The sequence below is a fragment of the Brevibacillus sp. HD3.3A genome (assembly GCF_013284375.2).
In the GTDB taxonomy this organism is placed as follows: domain Bacteria; phylum Bacillota; class Bacilli; order Brevibacillales; family Brevibacillaceae; genus Brevibacillus; species Brevibacillus parabrevis.
Genome location: NZ_CP085874.1, coordinates 6077713 through 6101770, shown reverse-complemented (window position 1 = coordinate 6101770; position 24058 = coordinate 6077713). Strand labels below are relative to the sequence as shown.

The following is a 24058-nucleotide window of genomic DNA, read 5'->3' as shown; positions in this document are numbered from 1 at the left end:
CATGGCGCATCTATTGTTTGACCAATCGAAGAAAATTTGGGGGTGTGTGGCTGCGTTCGTTTTGTTTATTCTGGCTGCTACAGCCAGCGTATCTCTCGGACAGATCACCATTCCCTTTTCGACAGTCGTGGATGCGTTCGTTCACTTTGACCCAGCCATTACGGAGCACATGCTTGTTCGTACAACCCGTTTAACCAGAGCGATTATTGCCATGGTTATCGGAGGAGCGCTTGCTGTTGCCGGAGCCTATATGCAGGCGCTCACTCGAAATCCGTTAGCCTCTCCGAGTATATTTGGAATTAATGCAGGTGCGATGTTTTTTATCGTACTTGCTCTTTCCATTTTTCCGGCAGCTTCGATGCTGGTCTATATGTGGGTCGCCTTTCTGGGTGCTGCGGTGGCCGCCGTCATTGTCTACTTTTTAGGCTCTTTGGGCCGAGACGGGCTGTCTCCTGTAAAAATGGTGCTGGCGGGTTCAGCCGTGGCGGCTCTGTTTGCTTCCTTTACGCAAGGGACGCTTGTCTTAAATGAAGAGAACTTGGAAAGCGTGCTGTTCTGGATGGGCGGCTCTGTCTCGGTTCGTACAATGGAGAACGTCCAACCGCTGCTGCCTATTATGGGTGCGGCTTTTATTCTTGCCTTGTGTCTGGCTCGTCCGGTGAATGTGTTGATCTCCGGGGATGACGTTGCGCGCGGTTTGGGACTGAGGCTGGGATGGGTGAAATTTGCCCTTGCTGTAGTAATCGTCGTTTTGGCAGGCGGTTCGGTTGCGATGGGGGGAACGATTGCTTTCATTGGGTTAATCGTTCCTCATATCGTCAGAGGATTGGTCGGGCAGGATTATCGCTGGATTGTTCCTTACTGCGCGCTAATGGGAGCAAGTCTGCTGCTGTGCGCGGACGTGTTGGCCCGCTTCATCATCATGCCGCAAGAGATGCCGATTGGCGTCTTGACGGCTTTAATGGGAACCCCTTTCTTTATTTACATTGCACGCAGGGGGTTTGTGAAGAAATGACAAGGCATCAGCGGATGATAGTCGTAATGGCAGCAAGCTTGGCATTGCTGGTCTGCATGGCGGGATTAACATTGGGGTCGACCCTGCTTTCTCCTTTGGAAGTGATTGCGGAGCTGTTCGGTTTAGGCGACGGTGAAAATGCTTATATTGTCATGACACTGAGACTTCCGCGGGTGCTACTGTCTTTTCTGGCGGGTGCGGCACTCGGGATATCGGGTCTTATTTTGCAAAGCGTCATTCGGAATCCACTGGCTTCCCCGGACATTATCGGGATTACGAACGGAGCGGCCGTAGCCGCTACGCTGTATACGGCGCTGTTGATGGGAAAATGGGGAGTGGCTGGCTTACCTTTTGCCGCCATGCTCGGCGCAGGAACGGTATCTCTCCTTATTTATCTGCTCTCCTGGAATAAAGGCGTGACTCCGATTCGGCTCGTTCTGATTGGGATTGGGATGGCAGCGGCAGCAGGAGCGGTTACGACGATGATGACTGTGCTCAGTCCAACTATGGTCGCTTCACAAGCGTACATTTGGATGATCGGTACTGTTTATGCGGCAAATTACGCGGAGGTTGGAGCAATGCTTGTCGTCATCGGCGTTTTGGTGCCGTTGACCCTGATACTGACTCGACCGGCGCACGTTCAAGAACTGGGAGATGATGTTGCTACAGGCTTGGGTGACGCCGTGCAGCGCCATCGAACGCTTTTTATCGTGATCAGTGTAGCGTTGGCTGGCTCTGCCGTGGCATATGCGGGTACGATCGGTTTTGTGGGATTGGTAGCTCCTCATATTGCCCGAACCTTGATTGGGCGATCGTTCTATCTGCTTGTGCCTGTAGCCGGGTTATTAGGCGGCTTTCTTGTATGTGCGGCAGATGTGATCGGAAGAACGCTGTTTTTGCCGTATGATATGCCGGCGGGAATCTTTACCGCAGCGATTGGCGCGCCGTTCTTTATCTATTTGTTGTACCGAAATCGAAACCTCTAATACCGCTCGGGAGGAGACTATCAGTTTGCAGCTAGAGACGAAAAGTTTGACTTTAGGATACGGTCACAAGACAGTCATTGATGCATTAGATCTTCAAATTCATGAAGGCAAAATCAGCGTGTTGATCGGCAGTAATGGCTGTGGGAAATCGACATTGCTGCGTTCGTTGGCACGGTTGATTAAGCCCGAAGATGGAACGGTTTTATTGGATGGCAAACAATTGGCCCAGTGGTCTACAAAAGAGCTGGCGAAGCAGTTGGCGATTTTACCGCAAGGCCCCATTGCCCCGGAGGGATTGACCGTCAGGCAGCTGGTCGAGCAGGGAAGATACCCGCATCAAGGCTTGTTGACGCCAAAGTCCGCACGGGATGAATGGCTGATTAACCAAGCTTTGGAGGCGACACAGCTGACCTTGCATGCGCAGCGAGCGGTTGATTCCTTGTCAGGAGGCCAAAGGCAACGAGCGTGGATTGCCATGGCCCTTGCCCAAGATACTCCGATCTTGTTGCTGGATGAGCCGACGACCTACCTCGACATGACGCATCAAATCGAGATTCTGGACTTGCTGTTTGAGCTGAACCGCCAAGCTGGGCGTACGATCATAATGGTCTTGCATGATCTCAATTTGGCGTGCCGTTATGCCGACCATATAATTGCGCTGCGCGATCAGCGAATCTATGCGCAGGGCAAGCCAGAGGAAGTCATATCGGCAGCGGTTGTCAAAGCGGTTTTTGATTTGGACTGCGAAGTGATTCGCGATCCGCTTTTCGGCACACCACTGGTTATTCCTTACGGGAAACGAAAGAGCTATGCTGAATAAAAGCCCAAGAGCCCCTAGAGCAAGGGGGTTCTTGGGCTTTTGTGGTGTAGAGATATTGTAGAGAAGAGGTTGCGTCTTCCTGGAGCATCGCTGGGCTTTTTTACACGCAGTCTGTTCCCGTCCTTGCAACTGGTGCCTGCAATCCATGTGGAGCATTGTTCGGGGCGCGCAATAGGGACACAAACCAATCACCCGCGCCGATTCAGCTCTGCAAACCGTTGTATATTGACCTCAAACTCCGGCACGGATTGAGTTTCCTCAGCCTGCTTGACCAATTGCACAACGAGGTCGTTGTAAGGCGTCAAAATATCTTTGCCTGCCGCGAGCCGGGGAATGACACCGTTGATGCAATCGATTTCCGTTTTGCGTTTTTTCTCCAGATCTTGCAGCATGCTCGCTTTCAGCAGGCGGGAAGCCTTCATCAGCTGGAGCAGCTTTTGCGTGCTTGGGGAAATATCCTCTTCGCGGTTCAGTTCCAGTGATGCCGGATCAAATCCGTTCATGGCCGCGAACTGCACACCGTTGGCATGGCCGACCTTGATTGTTTCATCGGCAATATGAGCAGCGCTGATCAGGCTGATTTCATGATCGAGTACCCCGCCGAATGTAGTGTTAAGCGCCGCTGACAAGCCGCTGAACGCGTTGTTAATCAGCAATTTGGACCATTTTGTTCCGACCAGGTTGTCGGAAATGTGAGTGCCTCCCACGAGGTTTAAAATCGCTTGAATCTGCTGTAGCCGCTGTGTGGTGCTACCGTCCAATTCGCCGATTTGAAAAGCATACTTTTTAAAGTGACGATACTCGGTGGTAAGCTTGGAAACGCCCGGCTCCATAAACGTAGCGCCAAATTCGACCGACCCGGCAATGACGCGCTCGCGGCCTACGATAGAAGCTACCTTTTCTTCCGGTATCCCGTTTTGCAAAGAGAGGACGACGCTTTGGTCATGCAAAAAGGGCAGCAAGTCTCGCAGGACCGAATCGTTGTGCAACTGCTTGGTCAATAGCAGCACGAGGTCGTAGACGTCTGACATGTTGTCTGGGGTGACGGCTTTTACTTTTGCCTGGAAGTCCGTCGTACCGACAATTTTGGCGCCTGACTGATTCAGAGCATCCACATGCGCCTGGTAAACGTCAATCAACTCCACCTCTTGTCCTCCGGCAGCAATATAAGCTCCGGCAACTGTTCCCAAAGAACCTGCTCCTAGTATGGCAATGCGCATTTGAATAACCTCCCTTTATTTATTAGCTAAGTAATTATATGCGATTGTTGGAGAAGCCAATGACAGCTCGGTATCATGTAGCCCATCGTCGCAGAGGTATTCATTCGATTAACCTGGGCTGCTAATCCCTATTTTAAGGCGAGTTTATTATTTAATATAATACATAATAAACTATGAATTTATTTACGATAATAAATATAGGGGTGGCATTAATCGATGGAGTTGCTTCAATTAAAATACTTTCAAACGGTCGCCTATACCGAGCATATTTCCAAGGCCGCCGAGCAGCTGAGGATTGCTCAGCCTTCTTTGAGCCTGACGATCAAAAGACTGGAAGACGAATTAGGCACAAGCTTGTTTCACCGCAAAGGAAGACACATCGAGCTAAGCCCATCCGGACGTATTCTTCTAAAGCACGTGAACAAAATTTTTACCGCCATTGAAGCTGCAAAAATGGAGATTCAATCACAGACTGAACAAGCTGCGCGGACGATCAAAATATCGATCTCGAACCCCCGATTTCTTTCAGGACTGATCAGCGAGTACATTGCTTGCCATCCAGGGGCGAAAATCCAGCAAGGAATCGGATCGAGAAGCGTGATACAGACAAGTTTGAAGAAAGGAGAACTTGACTTAGGGATCGCGGGGCCGCCGATTGCCGATGAAGAGATTGAGAGCTGCGTGCTGGTGGATGAAGATATCGTGCTGGCGCTGCCCTCCGGCCACAAGCTGGCAGGACAGGCGGCGGTATCGTTAAGCCAAGCGGCCAATGACCCGTTTATTGCCTTGGCTAACAATGAAGAATATCGCAGCTTTACCATGGCGCTTTGCGAACGGGCAGGATTCGTTCCTGCCATCAATTTTGAACTGGATTCCGGACTGTTGGCGGAGATTGTCAAGCTGGACCAAGGGGTAGCGCTGCTCCCGGTTTCCGTGTGCAGAAAATTGAATTTAACTTACGTCAAGATCGCCGATATGGATTCCACCTATACGATCGGGTTGTCCTGGCTGAAAGATCGCCACTTGCCACCGGCAGTAATCGAGCTGCGAGACTTTATCATTTCCTACTTTCAACAACGATACGAAGCATACAAGGTGTACTGACCGTTTCCGCTCGATCCGGTGTCTTAGAAGAAAAAAAGAGTAGGAGAGGAATACTTCTTGGCACATGATTCACCGAAATACCACATGAAAAAGAGCCATATTGTCCTGCTGCTAGGGTTGTTAGTGGTTGTCTTGTCCGTGTCGCGCATTTTGTGGATGGATTTGTTTCGGTATCACCAAGTGTCGATTCAGAACGGACAATTGGATTTGCGCGACTGGAACGCAGAAGATGGCGACATTGTGCTGCTTGATGGGGAATGGGAGTTTTTCCCCTCGCAATGGTTGATGGGTAGTCGATCCGACCAAGTAGCAGGCGAGAAGAAGCCGGCACTTATCTACGTTCCAGGGGGCTGGAATGAAGCGTTGAATGGCGAAAAGCCAACTCCATACGGCTTTGCTTCTTATCGCTTGCGTCTTCATGTCAATCCGGAAAAAGAAAGGCGTTACAGCATTCGTGTACCAAGCGTGCGTACGGCATCGCAACTATATGTGAATGGCCGATTGCTTGCCAAATCGGGACGGACAGCGGAATCGAAGGAAAGCTATGTTGCCGAGAATTTGCCTTATTCCACAACCTTTACGGCAGATGAAAACGGCGTAATTGAACTGGTCATTCAGGCCGCCAATTATGTAGATGGGCGAAGCAGCGGCATTGTTCGATCCATCAAGTTTGGCTCAGAAGAAACCATTGCTAAGGAAATGAAAGCATCTGTTTTTACGCAGCTTTTGGCAGCGCTGATCTTTTTGATGCATGCCGTTTATGCGCTGATTTTATATGTACTAGGAAACAAGGAGAGAAGGCTGCTTTATTTTGCGTTGCTGGCATTAACGACGGCTTTTAGCACGGTGTTAAGCAATGATGAAAAGTTGTTCCATCAATTCTTCTACATGGGCATCGATTGGGATTTCCGTCTGGCTAATTTCTCTTTCATGCTCGGAGCTTACGCTTTGCTTGCGTGTACGAGCCATCGCGAGCTGCCTTATTGGAGCAGAATATATCCGGTTTACAAAATAGTTAGCCTGGGGATTGCGGGTATTACGCTGGGTTTAAACCCCGATCAAATAACGATGCTATTCCCGGTCTATCTCCTGTTGAGTGCGATTGCCGCAGCAGTTGCGATGATCTCCATTTTGAAAAGACTGATCAAGGATGTCATGGGCAATCTGCTGCTGCTTTGTGCTTTGCTCGCGCTGATTCACCATCTGATCTGGATGCTGGTCTGGCGGGAAAGCGGCTTGAGCCTGGTCTACTATCCGTTTGATCTGATCATTTCCATCGGGTGTATTGCTTCGGTATGGTTTAAAGGTTACTTCATCATGCATGCCCAAACAAAAGAGCTTGCTGCAACCTTGCAAAGAATGAATGACCACAAAGATCAATTTTTGGCGAATACTTCGCATGAATTTAAAAATCCGCTGCATAGCATGTTGAACATGTCGCAATCTGTTTTAAGCAGGGAACGGCATTCGTTGCAGGAAAGAAGTGTCAAGGAGCTAGAGACGGTTTTATCGGTAGGACGTCGGCTGACATTGATTTTGAACGACTTGATTGACGTGATGAGTTTGCGGGAAGGCAATCCGCGTCTGCAAAAAACCGTCATTTATATTCAGCCGATTGTGACAGGTGTGATTGATATGCTGCAAATTAACGCAGAAGTGAAATCTGTGAAAATGATCAATGAAATTCCGGAACAGTTCCCTCCCGTCCACGCGGATGAAAACCGGGTGATTCAAATCGTGTTCAATTTGCTGCATAATGCGGTGAAGTACACGAACGAAGGGATGATTTCGATTCAGGCTTTTTCCAAGGAGGGAAGGGCTTATATCGTTATAAAAGATACAGGGATCGGCATGGATGAAGACATGCTCAAGCGCCTGTTCCATCCGTATGAGCAAGCCAGCACGAGCGAGACCATGATTGAAGGCGGTTTCGGGTTAGGGTTAAGTATTAGCAAGCAGCTGGTTGAACTTCATGGAGGGACGCTAGAAGTGTCCTCTGTGTTGGGAAAAGGTTCAACCTTTACCTTTTCGTTAGAGCTGGCCAATGTGCAAGAGCAGGAAGAGGTCTTTGTCCCGGCCATGTCGATTCAGGAAAAAGCGGAAAGCTTGTCGACTACGAAACGAACAGCAGTAGTCAAAGCGAAAAGCGGCCGCCCCAGCCTGTTAATCGTGGACGATGATCCGATCAACCTGCAAGTGCTCGAAGCGATCCTGCCTCCAGAACAATACGATCTAACAATGGCGACGAGCGGAAAAGAAGCGTTGGCTTTATTGGATACCAAGGAATGGGACTTGGTCATTTCCGATATTATGATGCCGCAGATGTCCGGTTATGAGCTGACGCAGATCATTCGCCAGCGGTTTACGCTCACTGAACTTCCTGTTTTGTTGCTTACGGCAAGAAGCCAGCCGGAAGATATTCAGAGCGGTTTTTTGGCGGGAGCAAACGATTATGTGACGAAGCCAGTAGATGGAATGGAGATCAAATCGCGGATTGAGGCATTAACTACGATCAAGCAATCTGTTCGGGAACAACTGCGCTTAGAAGCTGCCTGGCTGCAAGCGCAAATCCAGCCGCACTTTATATTCAATGCGTTAAGTGCTGCGACAGCTTTGAGTGACATAAATCTGGATAAGATGCGTGAATTGCTTTATGAGTTCAGCAATTTTTTGCGGTATAAATTTAAATTTGAAGACATGGGTGGACTTGTGCCGATCGAAACAGAGCTGAGTCTGATCCGTTCGTATCTGTATATTGAAAAGGTGCGGTTTGAAGAAAGGCTGGAGGTTGTTTGGGAGATAGATGACTGTGAGGAAGTAAAAATCCCCTATCTGACGATTCAGCCTCTCGTTGAAAATGCGATAATACATGGCGTGATGAAGCGCAATTCTGGGGGGAAAATTCTCATTCGGATTGCTGTCCACGAAACGCAAGTGGAGATAACCGTTGAAGACGATGGGATTGGAATGGACGAAGCCCACTTGCGACAACTGCTGGAAAGAAAGGCTAACAGCAAGTCAGGCGTTGGACTGATCAATACGGACCAGCGATTGAAGCGGCACTTCGGGACGGGACTTCATATCAAAAGCGCGCCAGGTATAGGCACGAAGATAACTTTTTATATACCAAGCACAGGATAAGTGGTTATTGGCTTCACCGAGCCGACAAGCGGGAATCGCGCTGAAAATGAACAAGCCATCCTGATAGGGGATGGCTTTCATGCTGTAGTGGCATGTGTCTATTACTCAAAAAACCGCACCAATTCAATCTCGCGCTCCACATGCGTCGTGAGAATATCCAGCTTCGGTACAGGCACGTCGGCTTTTCCGGTCAACAGCAGCTTCAGCGCCAGGTACGGGAAGTTCACCCCGGAGCGGCAAGATGCATACATTCCGCCGGAAGCACGCGGATTGATTTCCAGAAGCTTCGGTACGTTGTCCTTGTATTTGATTTGCACATTATACAGGTAGGAAAGCTGGAGCCGCTGCTGTACTGCTTCGGCTATGCTCAGCAACTCTTCGTTATGTTCCAGCTTGCGAATACGGCCCTCGACTTTTTTGCGCGGCACTGCTGCCAGCAATTGTCCTCCGTAGGCGAGGCAGTCGATGCTGTATTCATACTGGTCCAAATACTCCATAACCATGATGTCGTCAAAAGTCTCGCGCGTGGACAGCACGCGGAGCGCTTCTTCTGGCGTGATCTGATAGTGGGTTGATCGAAACAGGCGATCAAACGGATCGAGCTGATCTTCCACTACATAAAACCCCGCCCCGCCTTCGCCACGGGCAGGCTTGAAGCACACCTTGTCGCCATTTTGCTTGAGCTGTTCATAGGCAGACTGGAACTGCTCGGCCGTGTTCACAATCTGATACGCGGGAAGCGGTACTCCCGGCACGTCATGGAACAGTTGAAACAACTTGCCTTTATCCGAGATGTCCTCCAACAACTGGTGTTCCTGAGCGATCATAACCTGTGTGCCCAGCCGTTCAAATTCCTCGATATGCTGGGAGATTTCCACGAGGCGATAGTTGGGGAGAAATACGTCAATCTTGTGCTTTTGACAAAACGACAGGCAATAGTCGATGTATTGCGGTACATCGAGTGTCGGCTCCAGTTCAGCATAGTCTGCGATTTGCAGCATCACGCTATGGCGTTTCGGGTGAGTCACAAAAATCTCGAAGGCGATATTGTCAGGGTTATTGCGAATCATTTCAACGATTGGATACGCCGTAGCAAAAGTCCGATTGAACCAGAGCCGTTTTTTCATTTAAGCCAAAACTCCTTTTTGTTTTGCTTCTTCCAGCCAAAGCGGGAACTCGTTCAGCAGCAGGTCGTAGAGAGCTGCGTTTGAAATCGTGTCGATGTTATCGATTTGAAAAAAGTTGGCGTTATCGACAAAGCGTCCTTCGATTGTATCGAGCTTTTTCAACACGCCGAAGTGTGCATTGCCGATCCCTACGAATTGCCAAAACAGCGGCTTTGTGGCTGACTCGATGATCAGCTTTTGAACGGAATCGCCAGCTTCATTTGCCCCTTTTTTCACGCCGCCATCGTTGATGAACGTGATGTAGGTGGGCAGACTGCTCGGCTCTTCTTGCGTATATTTGGCGATAATATCGCGCATGACTAACGGCTCGTCGTTCCGGCCGAACTTTTCAACAGCGGCGTTTTCGAGGATGGCACGGTTTACGTAGTTTTCAAAGTCTTGCTCAGTTACGGATGGAAGTCGGGAGAAGCGATGATCATAGACCCATACGTCGAGTGTCTGGTCATCGTCAAACTGGCTGGCTACTGCCAAAATGCGTTCTACTACCTTTTGCACCGTCCCGTTTTTATAGTACGGACGCATCGAGCCGGTTATATCGAGGACCAGGGCAACCCGTGCCTTCACCTGTTGCAGCTTTTTCTTTTCCAGGACCACCTGCACGTCTTTAACAAACGATATCATCATCTAGCCTCCTTTTTTCGAAAAGAAAAGCGAGTGTCTATTGACCTCGCTTTCTGCCTTTCCTATCATGCTGTTTCCGCAACTTTGTCTTTTGAAGCATCTTGATCTCCGTGTTTGCGCTTTTTCGCCCTATGCACGATGAATGTAGCGAGGAAGGTGAGAACGAGAACACCGAAGAAGATGTAAGACTCGATGTGGAAGCCAGCTGCGCCCAGGAACATTTTCACGGAGATGAGCGCAATCAGTACGAACGCTGTCGTCTCAAATTCAGGAATACGTGCGATCAACTTCAGGAAGATTTGAGCGACACCCCGCATCATCAGGACGCCGAGAATCCCACCGAGGAACAGTACCCAAACCTGGTTGCTGACACCAAAGGCAGCCAAAACAGAGTCGATGGAGAAGGCGATATCCATCATCTCAACAGCAAGTACCGTTTTCCAGAAACCTTTTCCTTTGTTCTCGATTTCTGGTTCGTCGTCGTTGCCACTTTTGAATACGCGGTAGAGCAGCCAGACGATCAGCAATCCACCGAGGATTTGTACCGCCAGGATTGGAATGAAGTACAAGCATGCCGCCATTCCCAGATAGAGCAATACATTGATTGCTTTTTGGGCTTTCTCGTTTTCACCAACGAAGTAATCGGCCGCGATTTTGAGCAAGTAGAGGGCACCCATTACTTTGATCGCCGTCATTTTGACTAAGAAGACCCCTAAGCCGATCGCCAGGAAACGGAATAAATAGGCGCCGAGCAAGCCGTAAAACAAGGCGCGTTTCTTTTGTTTTTCTGGCAAATGATTGACCATGACTGCCAGTACAAGTGCATTGTCTGCTGACAGCAAACCTTCCAGAATGACCAACGAGAGAATAATGGTCCAGTTGGCAGGGTTCGTTAATACTCCTTGCAAGACTTCCCACGAGAAAAAGCTTGAATAGGTTTCAATCAGCCCATTCAAAAATTCCATTTTGTCTTCCTCCTACGCTATTTGCTGCCTGCGGCCCAACGCATGTTCCAACCATAGTGGCGATCCATTTGTTCGTGTCCATTGAAGTATTCGACCAGGCGCTTGATTTGGAACGTATCGTCTTTTCTCTCAATCATGGCAATGGCGCACATGATCTTGCGCGGGTCATGAACATCCATGCGGACGACGATTTCCGGGTTGTCCGCTTGTTTGATCGTGACAACACCGTCTGTTTCCGCCCATTTTGCCACACCATCGTAAATGTAGGCAAAGATCAGAACCCGACTAAACTCGCGTACTTGGTTGCCGTTAATGCGGAGGTTCTCCCCATCTGTTCTGGCTCCCGTGCGGTCGTCACCATCCAGCTCGATGAACGGGAAGTCCGTATATTGGCCAAACTTCCTGCCAAGCGCTTGAATGCACCCTTTGTATCCGTCTGACAACTCATACAAGCAGCCGAGGTCGAGATCGATGCCAGAAGATTTGTCAAAACCTAAAAACCCGATAGATTTTTTGACTTTTCTGTTCCAGTTCAGGTTTACGCTGATTTGCCCAAGCGCTCCGCTCGATTTGCGCAGGCTGATCGTTTCGCCTTTTTTCGTCAGCTCTACTTTGGACAGATTGATAGGCGGTTCCGGCGGTTGCTCAACCTTTGGCGGCGCTGGAGGAGGTGGTGGTGGAGAAGATGGTTGTTCCTGTGCCACTTCCACGCCAAAGTTTCCGCACAAGGCAGCCAGCCCGCCGTTAAAGCCGCTCCCGATCGCATTGAACTTCCATTCACCCTTGTAGCGATACAATTCACCAGTCACAATCGAATTTTCCGTAGTGAAATCAACCAATGGGAACCGAATCATTTCAACAAAGGTCACGGGGTGCATGATCCGCAAATAAAGATCGGAAACCTGACGGAACGTTTGTCCGCGTGTAATGGCATCGTAAATCGTAATGGTAAAAGCGATCTTTTCCACGTCGGATGTTATTGCCGCAAGGTCCAGTTCGAATTGCTGATTATCTCCAGAGCCGTCGCGCAAGGAAACCGCTCCGTTTACTGATCTGGGGTTTCCGTAGAAAATGAAATCTTCCTCACGATTCACTTTCCCGGACGCGCCCAGTTGAAAAGCCGATGCATCCAGCTCAATTCCGTTGCCAGCGCGCCAGCCAAGGCCGACAATTACTTTGCTCAATCCCGGAAACTGCTTAGTAATATCGACTTTTTGCCCCTTCACAATCGTCATCGTCATCACTATCACCTTTATCTTCGAAAACTTGGCTTCGCCAAAAGCATGGCGTCGCCGCATTGTGTCCAGCTTAAAAAAAGCAAGAAAGGATGCTAGTCCCTACTATCAAACTAGCATCCTCAGGTTGACGAATTACCCTGCTTGTAATCCGAAGTTATTGCAAAGCGCTTTAAGTCCGCCGGAGAAACCGCTGCCTACAGCAGCAAATTTCCATTCGCCCTGGTGGCGATACAGTTCGCACACGACGATAGCCGTTTCTACGGAGAAATCCTCGCCCAGATCGTAGCGGAGAACTTCGCGGTTTGTCGTTTCATCAACGACGCGAACGAAGGCGTTGGAGACTTGTCCAAAATTTTGTCTTCTCGCTTCGGCATCGTGAATCGTGATAGTAATGGCGATTTTTTCGATCTCCGCTGGTACTTTGGTCAGATCGATTTTGATTTGCTCGTCGTCTCCATCGCCCTCACCTGTCAGGTTGTCGCCTGTGTGCGTAACGGAGCCGTTGCCGCCTTGCATGTTGTTGTAGAAAACGAAGTCTTGAATGCCAGTCGCTTTGCCGCCTGCACGGAGCAAAAACGCCGCAGCGTCAAGGTCGAAATCAGAGCCACCATTGTATTTGTTCGTGTCCCAACCAAGTCCAACGACTAATTTGGTCAGGTTAGGATTACCTTTCGTCAGATCAATTTTTTGACCTTTGGATAAGCTGATTACTGACATGGGGAGTTCATCCTTTCCACAAATCGTAATGGGTTATTAACCGATGTTTACACCGTAATCGCGAGCCAGTCCTGCGAGACCGTCTTTGTAGCCTGCACCAACTGCGCTGAATTTCCATTCGCTTCCATGACGATACAGTTCGCCAACAACTACAGCAGTTTCAACGGAGAAATCTTCGCCGAGGTCGTAGCGGATCAGTTCCTCGCCGCTGCTTGCGCTCAGTACACGCGCATACGCATTGGATACTTGACCGAAGTTTTGGTTGCGGGTAGCCGCGTCGTAGATTGTGATGGTGAAAGCAACCTTTTGTACACTTGCGGATACTTTGGACAGGTCGATTTCGATTACTTCGTCATCGCCGTCTCCAGCGCCAGTGCGGTTGTCTCCGGAGTGAACCACGGAGCCGTCAGGGCTTTGCGGGTTGTTGAAGAATACGAAATGTTTGTCGTCTTCCACTTTTCCGAGTTCATTCAGCAGGAATACGGATACATCGAGGTCAAATTCGCCGCCGCCATCGTACTTGTTGGTGTCCCAACCAAGACCGACTTTGATTTGGGTCAAGCCAGGGTTTGTTTTGGTCAAATCTACTTTTTGTCCTTTTTGCAATGAAACGGCCATGTGTGATTCCTCCTAATAATTGGGGTTTTATTGTGATGGGAAGTACAACCGGCAAAGAGCTATGTGTATCGTCCGACAAGATGGGAAATCGAAGTATCTGCTGTTCCTTCACCAATAGCAGCAAATTTCCATTCACCAGAGTGGCGATACAATTCACCCACGATTAGCGACGTTTTCCCTGCGTAGTTATCTGTCAGGTTGAATTTGCACAGTTCCTGGGTGGTAGATGGATTCATGATGCGGATATACGCGTTGCCGATCATCCCGAAATCTTGGCGACGGCTGACGCAATCGTAAATATTTACAACGAAAATGAGTTTGTGTACATCGGCAGGGACGCGGGAAAGCTCGACAGAAATTTGTTCATCGTCTCCATCGCCATCACCCGTCAAATTGTCTCCGGAGTGAACGACGCTGCCACAACCACTTCTCTTATTTCCGAAATAGACGAGATTTGTTTCTTTTGTAAATTTTCCGTTTTCGTTCAGCATGATGACAGAAGCATCGCAATCGATGTTGGCTTGTCCACCACCAAACAGTCCGCCAAGCAGTCCTCCCGATTTTTTCACCGGGTCCCAACCAAGTCCAACCAGCACTTTGCTCAAGCCAGCATTTCCTTTGGTCAGGTCAATTTTTTGCCCTTTTTGCAAACTGATAACTGACATGTACACCCTCCACTCTGTCCGGGTTTTCACCCATTCTTTTGCAGATTACAATTCGATTATTTCATTGCATGACGATAAAATCTACATAAATTTGCAAAAAACTTCAATTTATGCCTGATTTGTAACTTTTTCGGTCGATTTCCCGCGTTTCTTGTCTAGCGTGCTCGCAGCTCCTGGCGCAAGGAGGCGAGAACCGTCTGCAAAATCTCCTCGGAAGCGCTCATTCCTGATGCTTGCGTAAAATGAAAGCTGGCTACGGCGTCATTGTGGCCGCGAAGCTGATAGATTTCCCCGTGCGGAGGAACGACAGCGAGGTGTGCTGCTTCCAAAAGCGGCATGTCCAGCAGGGAATCGCCAGCAGCAATCATCCGATCGTCTTGCTCCAATGCGCACACGTACAGGGAAGCATCGCGCTTGTTTACGGCTTGCGGTACGAGGTAGAGCTTTCGGCCCTGAATGGACATGCTCCAGTTTTGCTCAGTGACCCACTGTTCGAAGTCGCGCAGTTCGTCGACAGGCATTTTTTCGCGATCGATGATGCTGTAGAAAAACAAATCTTCAGCCATTCGCTCGCGGATGACCCACTGCTCGTGGCTGATCCGGGCGAAGCCTGCCAGCATGTCGTGGATTGCTGCGCATTCGTTGATCATTTTACTGCGCACCTGACGGCTCCATTGCTCGTCGATTTGTCCGTCACGAAGCACATGGCCGCCGTTGCTCGTAATGGCATAGCGCGGTACAAGCTCGTTTTGGAAAATGGCAATGCGTTTATACTGCTCAATCGTTCTTGTAGTCACTGGTACAAACAAACACTGCAGGTGCACCTCATGAAGCAAGTGAATCGCCAGGTCAGACATGTGCGAGATAGGCGCGCCGTCCAGCACCTCGACCACCTGAAACGGTTGTGTATGGTCTGCAAGGAAGCGCGTTCCGTACAGGAGCGTCTGATCCAGATCGCTGGCAAAAATCATTGGTTTTCCCCTCTCATCGGTCGGATAATGCCGCAGCAGGAATAGCTCATATCCGAACGTTCCTCCACCAATACACCCCTGTCTTTGGCGAGCATGATGATATGGGCAAGATTCGGGTTGTCGACTGAATCGACGAGGATTTTCCACGGCACTCTGCGCAAGAGTACGCGAGTCGTTTCACCAACCCCCGGTTTGATCAAATTGACATCATCTATTTCCAGCTCCTGCTGAATCCGCGAAATATCGTGCATTCCTTTCCAGGTTGGCACGTAGTCGTCTTCATGGCGGATCAATTCGGCTGCTTGTTCCTTGGCTTCGGCGGCAATATCGGCAAAATGGGCCGAGATCGTATCGACGAACAAGTTCGAGACATCTTCTGCGATCCATTCCCGATAAAACTTGGCTCCATGAAATTCGCCAGTTGCAAGGAGATCATCGCGGTGGACGGTACGGCTGATCAAGCCGGACACAGTCGAGTTCAGGCAAGCGCTGGGGATCAAAAAGTCTTCGCGGGTGCCAAATGTTTGGACGCAATGCCCCGGGTCAGCGAGTACAGCCAGATCGGCATCAAGCCGCAGCAGGTACTTTTGATTGAAACGGGATATCGCCTCGTGCAACACGGACGTAATCGCCCCTTTTCCCGTCCAGCCATCCACGAACTGAATCTTTTTGCCCGGATGCTGTTCCAGAATGTAGTGCAGCGCGTTTTCGTCAATGCCTTTGCCGCGAATGATCGAAATGCTGTAGTGAGGTGCATCGAGCTGATGAATTTGGCGCAAATAGCGGCGGATCAAAACACCAATGGGCGTCCCGGCCCGCGCCAGCGAGGCCAGCACAAGCTCCCTGCCTTTTCGCGCCAGAATCAATTCAGCTACGACTGCTGACGCCAGCGCCACTTTGCGTGCCGTCGTCTGCAAGGCGTGATGAAACAAGGAGATGTACTCGGCAGAAGGCTGATACTCAACAGGAAGCATTTCCGAATAGTGGGTGCCTGCCTGAATCAGTTCTTCGCGGTCTTCCGTGTTGGTTTCTTCCATCAATTCGCTGATATCTTTCAACAGGAAGGTAACATCTTCTGCTGGATAGCTCCCCATTTGGGGCGGCTTCATAAGTTCTACAGCGTATACTGATCCTCGATCCATGCGGTTTCCCCCTCTCTTGGCTGTTAGCAAAACATGACGACATACTTGTGCGGAATCGGCAGTTGAGCCAAAGCTGCATACAAACTGTTCAGCCGTTCATCGCTCGTCCCGCGTTCAAGGAACAGGAACAACTCGCTATACCGCTGCTCCGGGATGTTGTAAATAAAGTTGGGAATGGCAGGATCATCGGGACTCTCGTAGGAAAATGCATTTTGCACGGCGTAAGCTTCTTTTGCTGCCGGATGGATGGGGCTTCGCGTCGTCGATTGATACAAGACGTCGTCGCCCATAAAAGCGGCGATCATCATCGGAACGTACATAAATTCGCCCGTTCCCATACATAAGGCCCTGCCTGTGCGGTATTGCTGCAAAGCTTGTCCCAACTCGCGAAGTGTGCCGTGCAATTTACGCTGCTTCTCGGCTGTTATTCCGAAGCGGCCCGTTTCCAGCAAGTATGGTTGCGTGTTGATGAACCCTGATGGAGTGATGGAAGAAAAGGACAGCTTGGTCAGCGCAGCCGTTTCCAGCGGGATAACAACCGGGGCTGTGCCTGCGTGGGCAGAGGCAACGATTGTTTGCTGTGTCGGTTGCTCGCCTATTGCTCCGTTTACTTCAATCTCCCCTTTGAGCAGAGAAATGGCCGTGATTTTGATGTCCAATTCGGCTTCAAGCTCCTGGAATTTGCGATGATCCTCTTGGGAACGCCAATCCAGCAAGGAAGCGACGATGTATTGCTTTCGCGGGAAGTGACGCTGAATCTCGCGAATGATGTTCAACGCTGTCTTGCCAGTCGTAATCTCATCATCTACTAATACGATTGGGCACTCAGAACGTAGCAAGTTTTTATTTACCGGATAAAAGTGATGAGCTACTGCGTGGGAATGCTCTTCTTCAAAGTCAATCGTGGACGGAAGCTCATTGATGCGCTCCCTGGTCGTATGAATGTATTCGGTCTTGCTGCCAAACGCACTGAACATGCTGTGTCCAAGTGCCGTAGCCGTCTCCGCAAAGCCGATGAACAACAACGGTTCGGGCAATTCAAAAGGATGCAGCAGCAGCTGGTGAAGAATCTCATCGCTTTTTTCCTGGTGGACGATCCCTTGCACAATCGCGGGCAGCTCTGCGACTTCGAGGGAGTACCGTTCTTCGAGGAGCCGGGCGGCCAATGCCATTCCGCTCAGCACAGATGTGGCGGGACGAACGGGCAAATGCTTGCCGAGAACTTTGCTGACAAACAGAAAGCTTCGTTTTTTGTTAATGCGGGCAGCCATCTGAAACAGTGCTTCCGGCGGGAGTTGATACGGATTTTGCTGAACGCGGATGGTGATGTCCAGATTACCGAGAATATTGAAGTTGAATATTTGATGTTCGGGCGAGGAGGTTGATAAAGTTGTTATGTTCATGGAACACCCCGTACACTTTTGATTTGATCATGATTTTTTTCGCCCAGCTCGTATGCGGCTTGATTTCGTTCATCTTGTTGGCATATTGGCTCTTGGTCACGCCGTTTGTCTGGCTTTGCAGGATGGTACAGGCATCCTCGTATTCTTCTCGTGTAATCACTGCAAGGGAGTGGACAATTTTGATGTGGCTCGGGTGAATAATGGTTTTGCCAGTCAGGCCGTTTTCCTTGTCCAGCAACACTTCCTTGATCAGCCCGTCCTGCCAGTGATTCAACAGTTGTTGGCGAAGCCTTCTCCCGGATGAACCGCCGAGTTTTTGTTCAAAAGGAGACTGGCGAAGTTGCGGTTTCAGCAATCTTTCTCCGGTTCCAAAATACTCCCAGACCGGACCTGATACGACGTGCTCGCTGCCCTGGCGGGTAAACATGTTGACGATGTCGCCGATGCAGTCGCGAATCGTGGAAATATCGTAAATCGACACGTCCGGCCCCCGGCGTAATCCGAACAGGCTGGAAAAGTCGGTTGCTCCCATACGCACGTTCAGAACGAGGTGCCGGTATTTGTCTATCGTATTTTTGATAGAGAGCAGCTCGGCTGTCCGGGTCTCTTTGTAAATAACGTCGGCAGATTCCAGAATGGGCATGCCGTACACGGGAAAGGAAACATGCCGATTGCAGGATTCCAGCGCCTCCAGATACTCTTCTGCGTTGTGGCTGGTAAACTTCGGGAACACAAACCCTGTCAGGCAAATCAAGTCTTCTTGCAGCTCATCGACAATCCGGTTCATTTGGGCGACATCCCGTACCCGCACGAACATGATCGGAATATCGTCCTGGTGGATCAAGCCGTGCCGCATTTGGCTGGAAATATCGCGCACTTGCCGAATCAGCGATTGCTCCGCCTCTGGCACCTCATGATCACCGATGGCGTCTTCCAGGCAAATCACCATCGAAATCAAGCCTTCGTGTTTTTTGGTCATGACGTCCTGGGAGATGGTAGCCCGCATGGCTGGCATATAGAGCGTTGCTCCCAGTGCGTGGGCCAGCACTTCCTTTTCGGTACTTCGATTGATCGGAAGAGGGTGTATACTGAACAGTTCTGCTCTTTCATCTTCTAGCAAGTAATCAAAATGCCGCATAAAAAGAAACGACTCCCCTCTTCATCCCAATTCGCCATACGATAAAAAAACAAGACTGCCTCTGGTATAAGGCAATCCCGCTTGTTGGTTACAGCTGGAAATCGCCTGGATTCAAATTAACGGTCTGGCAAATTTCCCGAACTACCATTTTTTCTTTCTCATCAAAATCGCCGTCTGCTGCACCAATGGCACAACACACACTGATGAGAACTCGTGCTGCTTCCGAATTATTTTTGATTTTTCCGATTGCTTTGAGCGCTTCCATCTTGCCTACGCCATGATCAAATTCAAATCCGCTGACAAAATGGTTGAACCGGGCGATAACATCGTTCATATTAAAAACTTTCAATTCTTCGCTTCGGTTGATATAAGCGGCCATCTTTTGTTTTTCTGTGGAGTCTATTTGTCCATCGGCTGCGGCAACCAATGCGCATCCCGCGACGACTGCATCCATAAAGTCACGATTCTGAAACTTTTTAACCTGGTCCCGCAAGGTCGATTGCGTGCTTTTAAGCCAGTTCGAAAATGTGCCAGAAATTGACATTTTATTACCTCCATCAACAAACTTCTGAAACTATGACGCCTATGCTACAATCTTACAACATTTGATATAATTTGGCAAAATCATAACGGATTTGTAAGAATTCCAGTATTCTCTTAAATTATTTATTGTTGGTGAAAGTCTGTTTTTGCATGATTTTCGCTTAATACCGTTCGACAAAAACAGATAAATTTCCACAAACAACCAGCCTATATGTAAAAATTGATCCTTTTATACAATTGTGTGATCAAGTTCCGACTGACATAGGCTACTTGTTGCAGGCCATCGAATGTAACAATGTATGTTTGACCAGCCGGGTAGATGGCATGAATATCGTGGGGGGCAAAGCAATTGTACACATCCCCGAACGCTTTTTTGCGATGCGATCATATAATATCCCGCTATAAGGCAAAATAACGGAAGAACCCTGCCGATAACCCCGCAACACTCATCGAGCAGTGGCTTTGGTTTTTGTGCCTTTATAAGGTTTTATGACCGTTTTTCAGTATGTCTCTATTAAAAGTGCATCATTACTAAAATTTAAGGCACCTTTAATAGCATATAACTATCAATATATAGCAAATATTTTATTCTAAAGATAAAAGTGTTACACTATATACAGGTTGTAATTATTCCAGAAAAGGTGTGTACTAGGTAGCACCCTGACTTGCAACGGGGCCAGATCAGGAGCCGCCTGCATCTTTTCTCCAAATACCAGCGAGTTAGGACGGTAAAAATGAGTAGCAGACAAATGCAAACAGACGTTATCTTAATTGGTGCCGGCATCATGAGTGCGACCCTGGGGTCACTGCTGAAGGAATTAGTACCAGACTGGAAAATTACAGTGTTTGAAAAGCTCTCAAAAGCAGGAGAGGAAAGCTCCAACGAGTGGAACAATGCAGGAACTGGGCATGCTGCACTCTGTGAGCTGAACTACACCAGCGAAAAGAAAGACGGATCGGTCGACATCAGCAAAGCAATCAAGATCAATGAGCAGTTCCAAGTTTCCATGCAGTTCTGGTCTTATCTGGTGAACAACAAGCTGATCAGCAATCCGCAAGATTTCATTATGCCATTGCCCCATATGAGTTTGGTGCAAGGGGAGAGAAATGTATCGTTTTTGAAGAAACGTTTCGAAGCGATGGCAAACAATCCTTTGTTCCAAGGCATGGAGTTCTCCGATTCTCCAGAAAAACTGAAGGAATGGATTCCGCTTGTGATGGAAGGCCGCAACTCCGACGAGCCAATTGCTGCCACAAAGATCGACTCTGGAACGGATGTCAACTTTGGGGCCTTGACGCGTATGCTGTTTGATCACTTGAAGAGCAAAGACGTTGAAGTGAACTACGAGCACAGCGTTGATGACCTCAAGCGGGCCAGCGACGGTTCTTGGGAGCTGAAAGTGAAAAACCTGCATAACGGCAGTGTTCAACGCCATAAAGCGAAGTTCGTCTTTATCGGCGGTGGGGGCGGAAGCCTGCACTTGCTGCAAAAATCCGGTATCCCGGAAGGAAGACGCATTGGCGGCTTCCCGGTAAGTGGTATTTTTATGGTCTGTAAAAACCCGGATATTGTGGCGCAACATCATGCAAAAGTATACGGTAAAGCCAAGGTCGGCGCTCCGCCGATGTCCGTACCTCATTTGGACACACGTTATATCGACAATAAAAAATCGTTGCTGTTCGGGCCATTTGCTGGCTTCTCGCCTAAGTTCCTGAAAACCGGCTCCATGTTCGATTTGATCACTTCTGTCAAACCGAACAACGTGATGACGATGCTGGCAGCAGGCGCGAAAGAGATGTCATTGACCAAATACCTGATTCAGCAAGTCATGCTTTCGAAAGAACAACGCATGGAAGAGCTGCGCGAGTTTATTCCGAATGCGAAAAGCGAAGACTGGGATATGGTTGTTGCCGGTCAGCGCGTACAGGTAATCAAAGATACCGAAGCTGGCGGCAAAGGAACGCTCCAGTTCGGTACGGAAGTCATCACGGCTGGCGATGGTTCGATCGCAGCTTTGTTGGGGGCATCTCCGGGTGCTTCTACCGCAGTATCTGTCATGCTGGAAGTCCTCAAAAAATGCTTCCCGCAACATGTAACCGAGTGGGAAGTGAAGTTTAAAGAAATGATTCCTTCTTATGGCATGTCTTTGATGGACAATCCAGAGCTGTTGCATGACATTCATGTAAACACAGCAAAGACGCTGGGGCTTGACAATAAACTGGTTGCTGTCCAGTAGACGGCAGACGGTTCTTTAATCCAATCATAAGCAAGCGGCCTTTCTCCTGCATGTTGCGTTGCGGGATGAGAGGCCGTTTTATTTTGGCTGTTTGCTTGGTCAGCCGCTCGTCTGTTCGTGGATGACAGGCTGGCATGGGATTGCTACGGATAGGCCGCAAGTAGCATTTTCAAAGACTTCCCTGATTTCAAAGGAATATGTTGGAGAATGGTGGAAAAAGAAAGAGAGTCATTTCGGGAGACAATTTTCAGACAAAGTGGTGAACCGCGTGGAACCTGTATATTCGCAAATCGATGCTATCCTTTCTCAGATGCGGTCAGTCGTGCAAGCAATGTGCGAACAAGACCCTGACTTTTACGCGAAACATCCGATGCAACTGCTTGCCGAAGCAGACGAGCAAGCAATCAAAAGCGTGACGGAAACATGGACGCTGCCTGAGGAGTACGTGTACTTTTTGCAGCACTATGTTCCACAGTCTGTGTCCTGGAGCACGGATGATTATATCAACCTGGATATATACGGGGCAAAGGATTTGCCGGATGGCCAGCTCGGGTACAACTACAATCCGGTGACAGATGAAGTGATAGAGGACTGGCCGAAAAGCTTTTTGGTGATTGCTAACGACGAGGGCGATCCATACTGCATCGATCTGTCCAGAGGCGACACCGTGATTTATACCGCAGAACACGGCAGGGGAGTCTGGGATTTTGCTGTCGCGTACGACAATCTGGCGGAGTTGCTGCGCAGCGCTCTGCGACCGCGGAGCATCACGGAAACAGACGTAGAAGAGATGGAAGACTTTATATACAACAAAGTCATGATCACAGGTGCGGGTGCTGACAAGCTCAAGACGCTGCTGTTCATCAAAAAATGGTTCAAATGCGATTACGGGCAAGCAAAAGCTCATCTGGAAGCGGCTCCTCTGCTCGTGTTCAAAGGACTGGAGTCAGTCGCTGCCAAAGTCGCAAACGAGCTGGCCAGCATAGGTGCGGAGTACGAGGTAAGCGAAATCAGTTTTACGGAATTTGTGCAAAGATAGGCTGGTGGGAGCATAGGGCTTTCTTTTTATTTACCCGCATGAGCACTTGATGTATACTCTTTTAGTGATAATGATTATCATTTTCTTTATTGATCGTTATTCATTAATAGAGAGGGGCTTTGATTCAGCTATGTTTAAAAAGGAACGCCTGCTTTCTCTGCTCGGTCTGCTGCTCGTGATGGCGTTTTTGTCAGCTTGCGGCGCAACGACTGCACCTGCCACACCTGATGCTGGAAAAGCGAATGCGGGTACCGAGACAAGCAAAGACGCTGCTCCCGATACAAAACCGGCTACAAAAGTCGTAAAAGACGTGCAGGGACGCGAAGTGGAGTTCCCGGTTCAAGCGCAGAGGGTTGTTTATGTCGGCAGCAATCCGGGTGATTTGCTGGCGATCGGCGTGAAGCCGATTGGCGCCACCTTGAGCGTCATCGCGAGTCAGATTGCCTACCCTGAACAAATAAAAGGAATCGAAGACGTCGGTTATCCATACTCGCAGGAAAAAGTATTGGCGTTAAATCCGGACCTGATCATTTTCGACGACTGGGATGAAAAAGGGCTGGCGGCTCTGGAGAAGATTGCACCGACTGTCGTCACGGGGCTGGACGATGCCACACCGACCAAAGAGCGCGTGATGTTTACGGCAGATGTGCTCGGACGGACGGAGGCGGCAGAAGCTTGGTTCAAAGCGTACGAGGAAAAAGCAAAAGCGACCAAGGAGAAGCTGCAACTGAAAGGCGATGAGACTGCCGTATCGCTGCTGCTTTTGGGCAAAGAGATGTATGTGATGGGGAATCAAGGGCTGAATACGACGGTATACGGCCAGCTCGGTTTCAAGCCGTCACCAGGAACGCAAAAACTTGTAGACAAAAACGAGCGCTTCGTGGATGTCTCGAACGAAGTTCTCCCTGACTATATGGGCACCGATATTTTTCTGCTGACGGATGGTGGCAACGAGACGGTTGCCCTCCAGCAACAGTTGATGGACAGCTCCGTCTGGAAGACGATTCCGGCTGTGCAGCAAGGTCGCGTGTATATTTTGGATAGCAAATTCAACTACGATGATCCGCTGACCTTGGACTTGCTGCTGGACGAAATCGTTTCAGTCATGTCGGCGAAAGCAAACAAAAAATAACGGTCAACCGACCGGGTTATCAGAAGCTGCTCGCCACTTTTGCGGGCAGCTTTTCATTTTTCACCCGCCGCATAATCAAAGCGCAACAGGCAGCGGATCATCCGCGATGGAAATGATAAGACAAAAAGGAGTTCCATTGCAGATGCAGCTCGGGGT

General features: G+C 49.3%; 21 protein-coding genes. 8 read left to right on the top strand and 13 right to left on the bottom strand.

Translation table 11 applies throughout. The features are described 5' to 3' along the window. Position 1 precedes the first annotated feature (1 nt). The 3 genes from HP435_RS28350 to HP435_RS28340 are packed head-to-tail and all read left to right on the top strand — an operon-like array spanning position 2 to position 2821. Complete coding sequence (locus HP435_RS28350; protein WP_122962269.1) at positions 2-1015, top strand: FecCD family ABC transporter permease; 1014 nt, start codon at positions 2-4, stop codon at positions 1013-1015. Further along, entirely contained in the window at positions 1012-2001 is a 990-nt protein-coding gene (locus HP435_RS28345; RefSeq protein ID WP_173597210.1) for a FecCD family ABC transporter permease, read from the top strand. Before HP435_RS28350 ends, HP435_RS28345 begins: the two co-directional genes overlap by 4 nt. A gap of 25 nt (positions 2002-2026) precedes the next feature. Continuing rightward, positions 2027-2821 carry an ABC transporter ATP-binding protein gene (locus HP435_RS28340; RefSeq protein WP_229049780.1) on the top strand — a complete coding sequence of 265 codons (795 nt, stop codon included), beginning with the start codon at positions 2027-2029 and terminating at the stop codon, positions 2819-2821. 188 nt (positions 2822-3009) lie between these two features. Here the strand turns inward: HP435_RS28340 and HP435_RS28335 are convergent, their stop codons facing one another. Then, a complete protein-coding gene (locus HP435_RS28335; RefSeq protein WP_122962272.1) occupies positions 3010-4041 on the bottom strand; it encodes a ketopantoate reductase family protein in 1032 nt (343 codons plus the stop codon). Between the two features lie 216 nt (positions 4042-4257). Here HP435_RS28335 and HP435_RS28330 point away from each other — a divergent pair, with 216 nt between their 5' ends. Together HP435_RS28330 and HP435_RS28325 are read left to right on the top strand one after the other, a co-directional pair. Continuing rightward, positions 4258-5145, top strand: coding sequence for a LysR family transcriptional regulator (locus tag HP435_RS28330; RefSeq protein WP_173598925.1), 888 nt, complete (start codon positions 4258-4260; stop codon positions 5143-5145). A 57-nt stretch (positions 5146-5202) separates the two neighbouring features. Continuing rightward, positions 5203-8286, top strand: a complete 3084-nt coding sequence (locus HP435_RS28325) for an ATP-binding protein (protein ID WP_173598926.1) — start codon at positions 5203-5205, stop codon at positions 8284-8286. Between the two features lie 101 nt (positions 8287-8387). Here the strand turns inward: HP435_RS28325 and HP435_RS28320 are convergent, their stop codons facing one another. The 12 genes from HP435_RS28320 to HP435_RS28265 all read right to left on the bottom strand — a co-directional run bounded on the left by HP435_RS28320 (position 8388) and on the right by HP435_RS28265 (position 19495). Beyond that, positions 8388-9413 carry an ATP-grasp domain-containing protein gene (locus HP435_RS28320; RefSeq protein WP_173598927.1) on the bottom strand — a complete coding sequence of 342 codons (1026 nt, stop codon included), beginning with the start codon at positions 9411-9413 and terminating at the stop codon, positions 8388-8390. Continuing rightward, positions 9414-10094 carry a vWA domain-containing protein gene (locus HP435_RS28315; RefSeq protein ID WP_229049779.1) on the bottom strand — a complete coding sequence of 227 codons (681 nt, stop codon included), beginning with the start codon at positions 10092-10094 and terminating at the stop codon, positions 9414-9416. It abuts the gene before it with no gap. 65 nt (positions 10095-10159) lie between these two features. Then, a complete protein-coding gene (locus HP435_RS28310) occupies positions 10160-11059 on the bottom strand; it encodes a TerC family protein (RefSeq protein WP_122962277.1) in 900 nt (299 codons plus the stop codon). A 17-nt stretch (positions 11060-11076) separates the two neighbouring features. After that, entirely contained in the window at positions 11077-12300 is a 1224-nt protein-coding gene (locus HP435_RS28305) for a TerD family protein (RefSeq protein ID WP_122962278.1), read from the bottom strand. 129 nt (positions 12301-12429) lie between these two features. After that, positions 12430-13014, bottom strand: coding sequence for a TerD family protein (locus HP435_RS28300; protein WP_122962279.1), 585 nt, complete (start codon positions 13012-13014; stop codon positions 12430-12432). 36 nt (positions 13015-13050) lie between these two features. Further along, positions 13051-13632, bottom strand: a complete 582-nt coding sequence (locus tag HP435_RS28295) for a TerD family protein (protein WP_063231632.1) — start codon at positions 13630-13632, stop codon at positions 13051-13053. Positions 13633-13691: 59 nt separating this feature from the next. Continuing rightward, positions 13692-14297: a TerD family protein gene (locus tag HP435_RS28290; protein ID WP_122962280.1), complete on the bottom strand. Its 606-nt coding sequence runs from the start codon at positions 14295-14297 to the stop codon at positions 13692-13694. Between the two features lie 155 nt (positions 14298-14452). Continuing rightward, positions 14453-15268, bottom strand: a complete 816-nt coding sequence (locus tag HP435_RS28285; RefSeq protein ID WP_122962281.1) for an HAD family hydrolase — start codon at positions 15266-15268, stop codon at positions 14453-14455. Then, a complete protein-coding gene (locus HP435_RS28280; protein ID WP_122962282.1) occupies positions 15265-16410 on the bottom strand; it encodes a cysteine protease StiP family protein in 1146 nt (381 codons plus the stop codon). The genes HP435_RS28285 and HP435_RS28280 overlap by 4 nt, the downstream gene beginning before the upstream one ends. A 23-nt stretch (positions 16411-16433) precedes the next feature. Further along, positions 16434-17813, bottom strand: coding sequence for a phosphoribosyltransferase family protein (locus HP435_RS28275; RefSeq protein ID WP_173597214.1), 1380 nt, complete (start codon positions 17811-17813; stop codon positions 16434-16436). Then, positions 17746-18951 (bottom strand): HpcH/HpaI aldolase/citrate lyase family protein, encoded by a 1206-nt coding sequence (locus tag HP435_RS28270; protein WP_173597215.1) that lies wholly within the window; start codon positions 18949-18951, stop codon positions 17746-17748. The genes HP435_RS28275 and HP435_RS28270 overlap by 68 nt, the downstream gene beginning before the upstream one ends. 88 nt (positions 18952-19039) lie before the next feature. Beyond that, on the bottom strand, positions 19040-19495 hold the full coding sequence (locus HP435_RS28265) for a tellurite resistance TerB family protein (protein ID WP_063231626.1): 456 nt from the start codon (positions 19493-19495) through the stop codon (positions 19040-19042). Between the two features lie 691 nt (positions 19496-20186). Between HP435_RS28265 and HP435_RS28260 the strand changes: the two genes are divergently transcribed. The 3 genes from HP435_RS28260 (at position 20187) to HP435_RS28250 (ending at position 23902) form a co-directional block, all read left to right on the top strand. Continuing rightward, positions 20187-21731, top strand: coding sequence for a malate:quinone oxidoreductase (locus HP435_RS28260; protein WP_255679267.1), 1545 nt, complete (start codon positions 20187-20189; stop codon positions 21729-21731). Positions 21732-21999: 268 nt separating this feature from the next. Then, positions 22000-22770: an SMI1/KNR4 family protein gene (locus HP435_RS28255; protein ID WP_229049778.1), complete on the top strand. Its 771-nt coding sequence runs from the start codon at positions 22000-22002 to the stop codon at positions 22768-22770. Between the two features lie 130 nt (positions 22771-22900). Beyond that, complete coding sequence (locus HP435_RS28250; RefSeq protein ID WP_173598930.1) at positions 22901-23902, top strand: ABC transporter substrate-binding protein; 1002 nt, start codon at positions 22901-22903, stop codon at positions 23900-23902. Positions 23903-24058 lie beyond the last annotated feature (156 nt).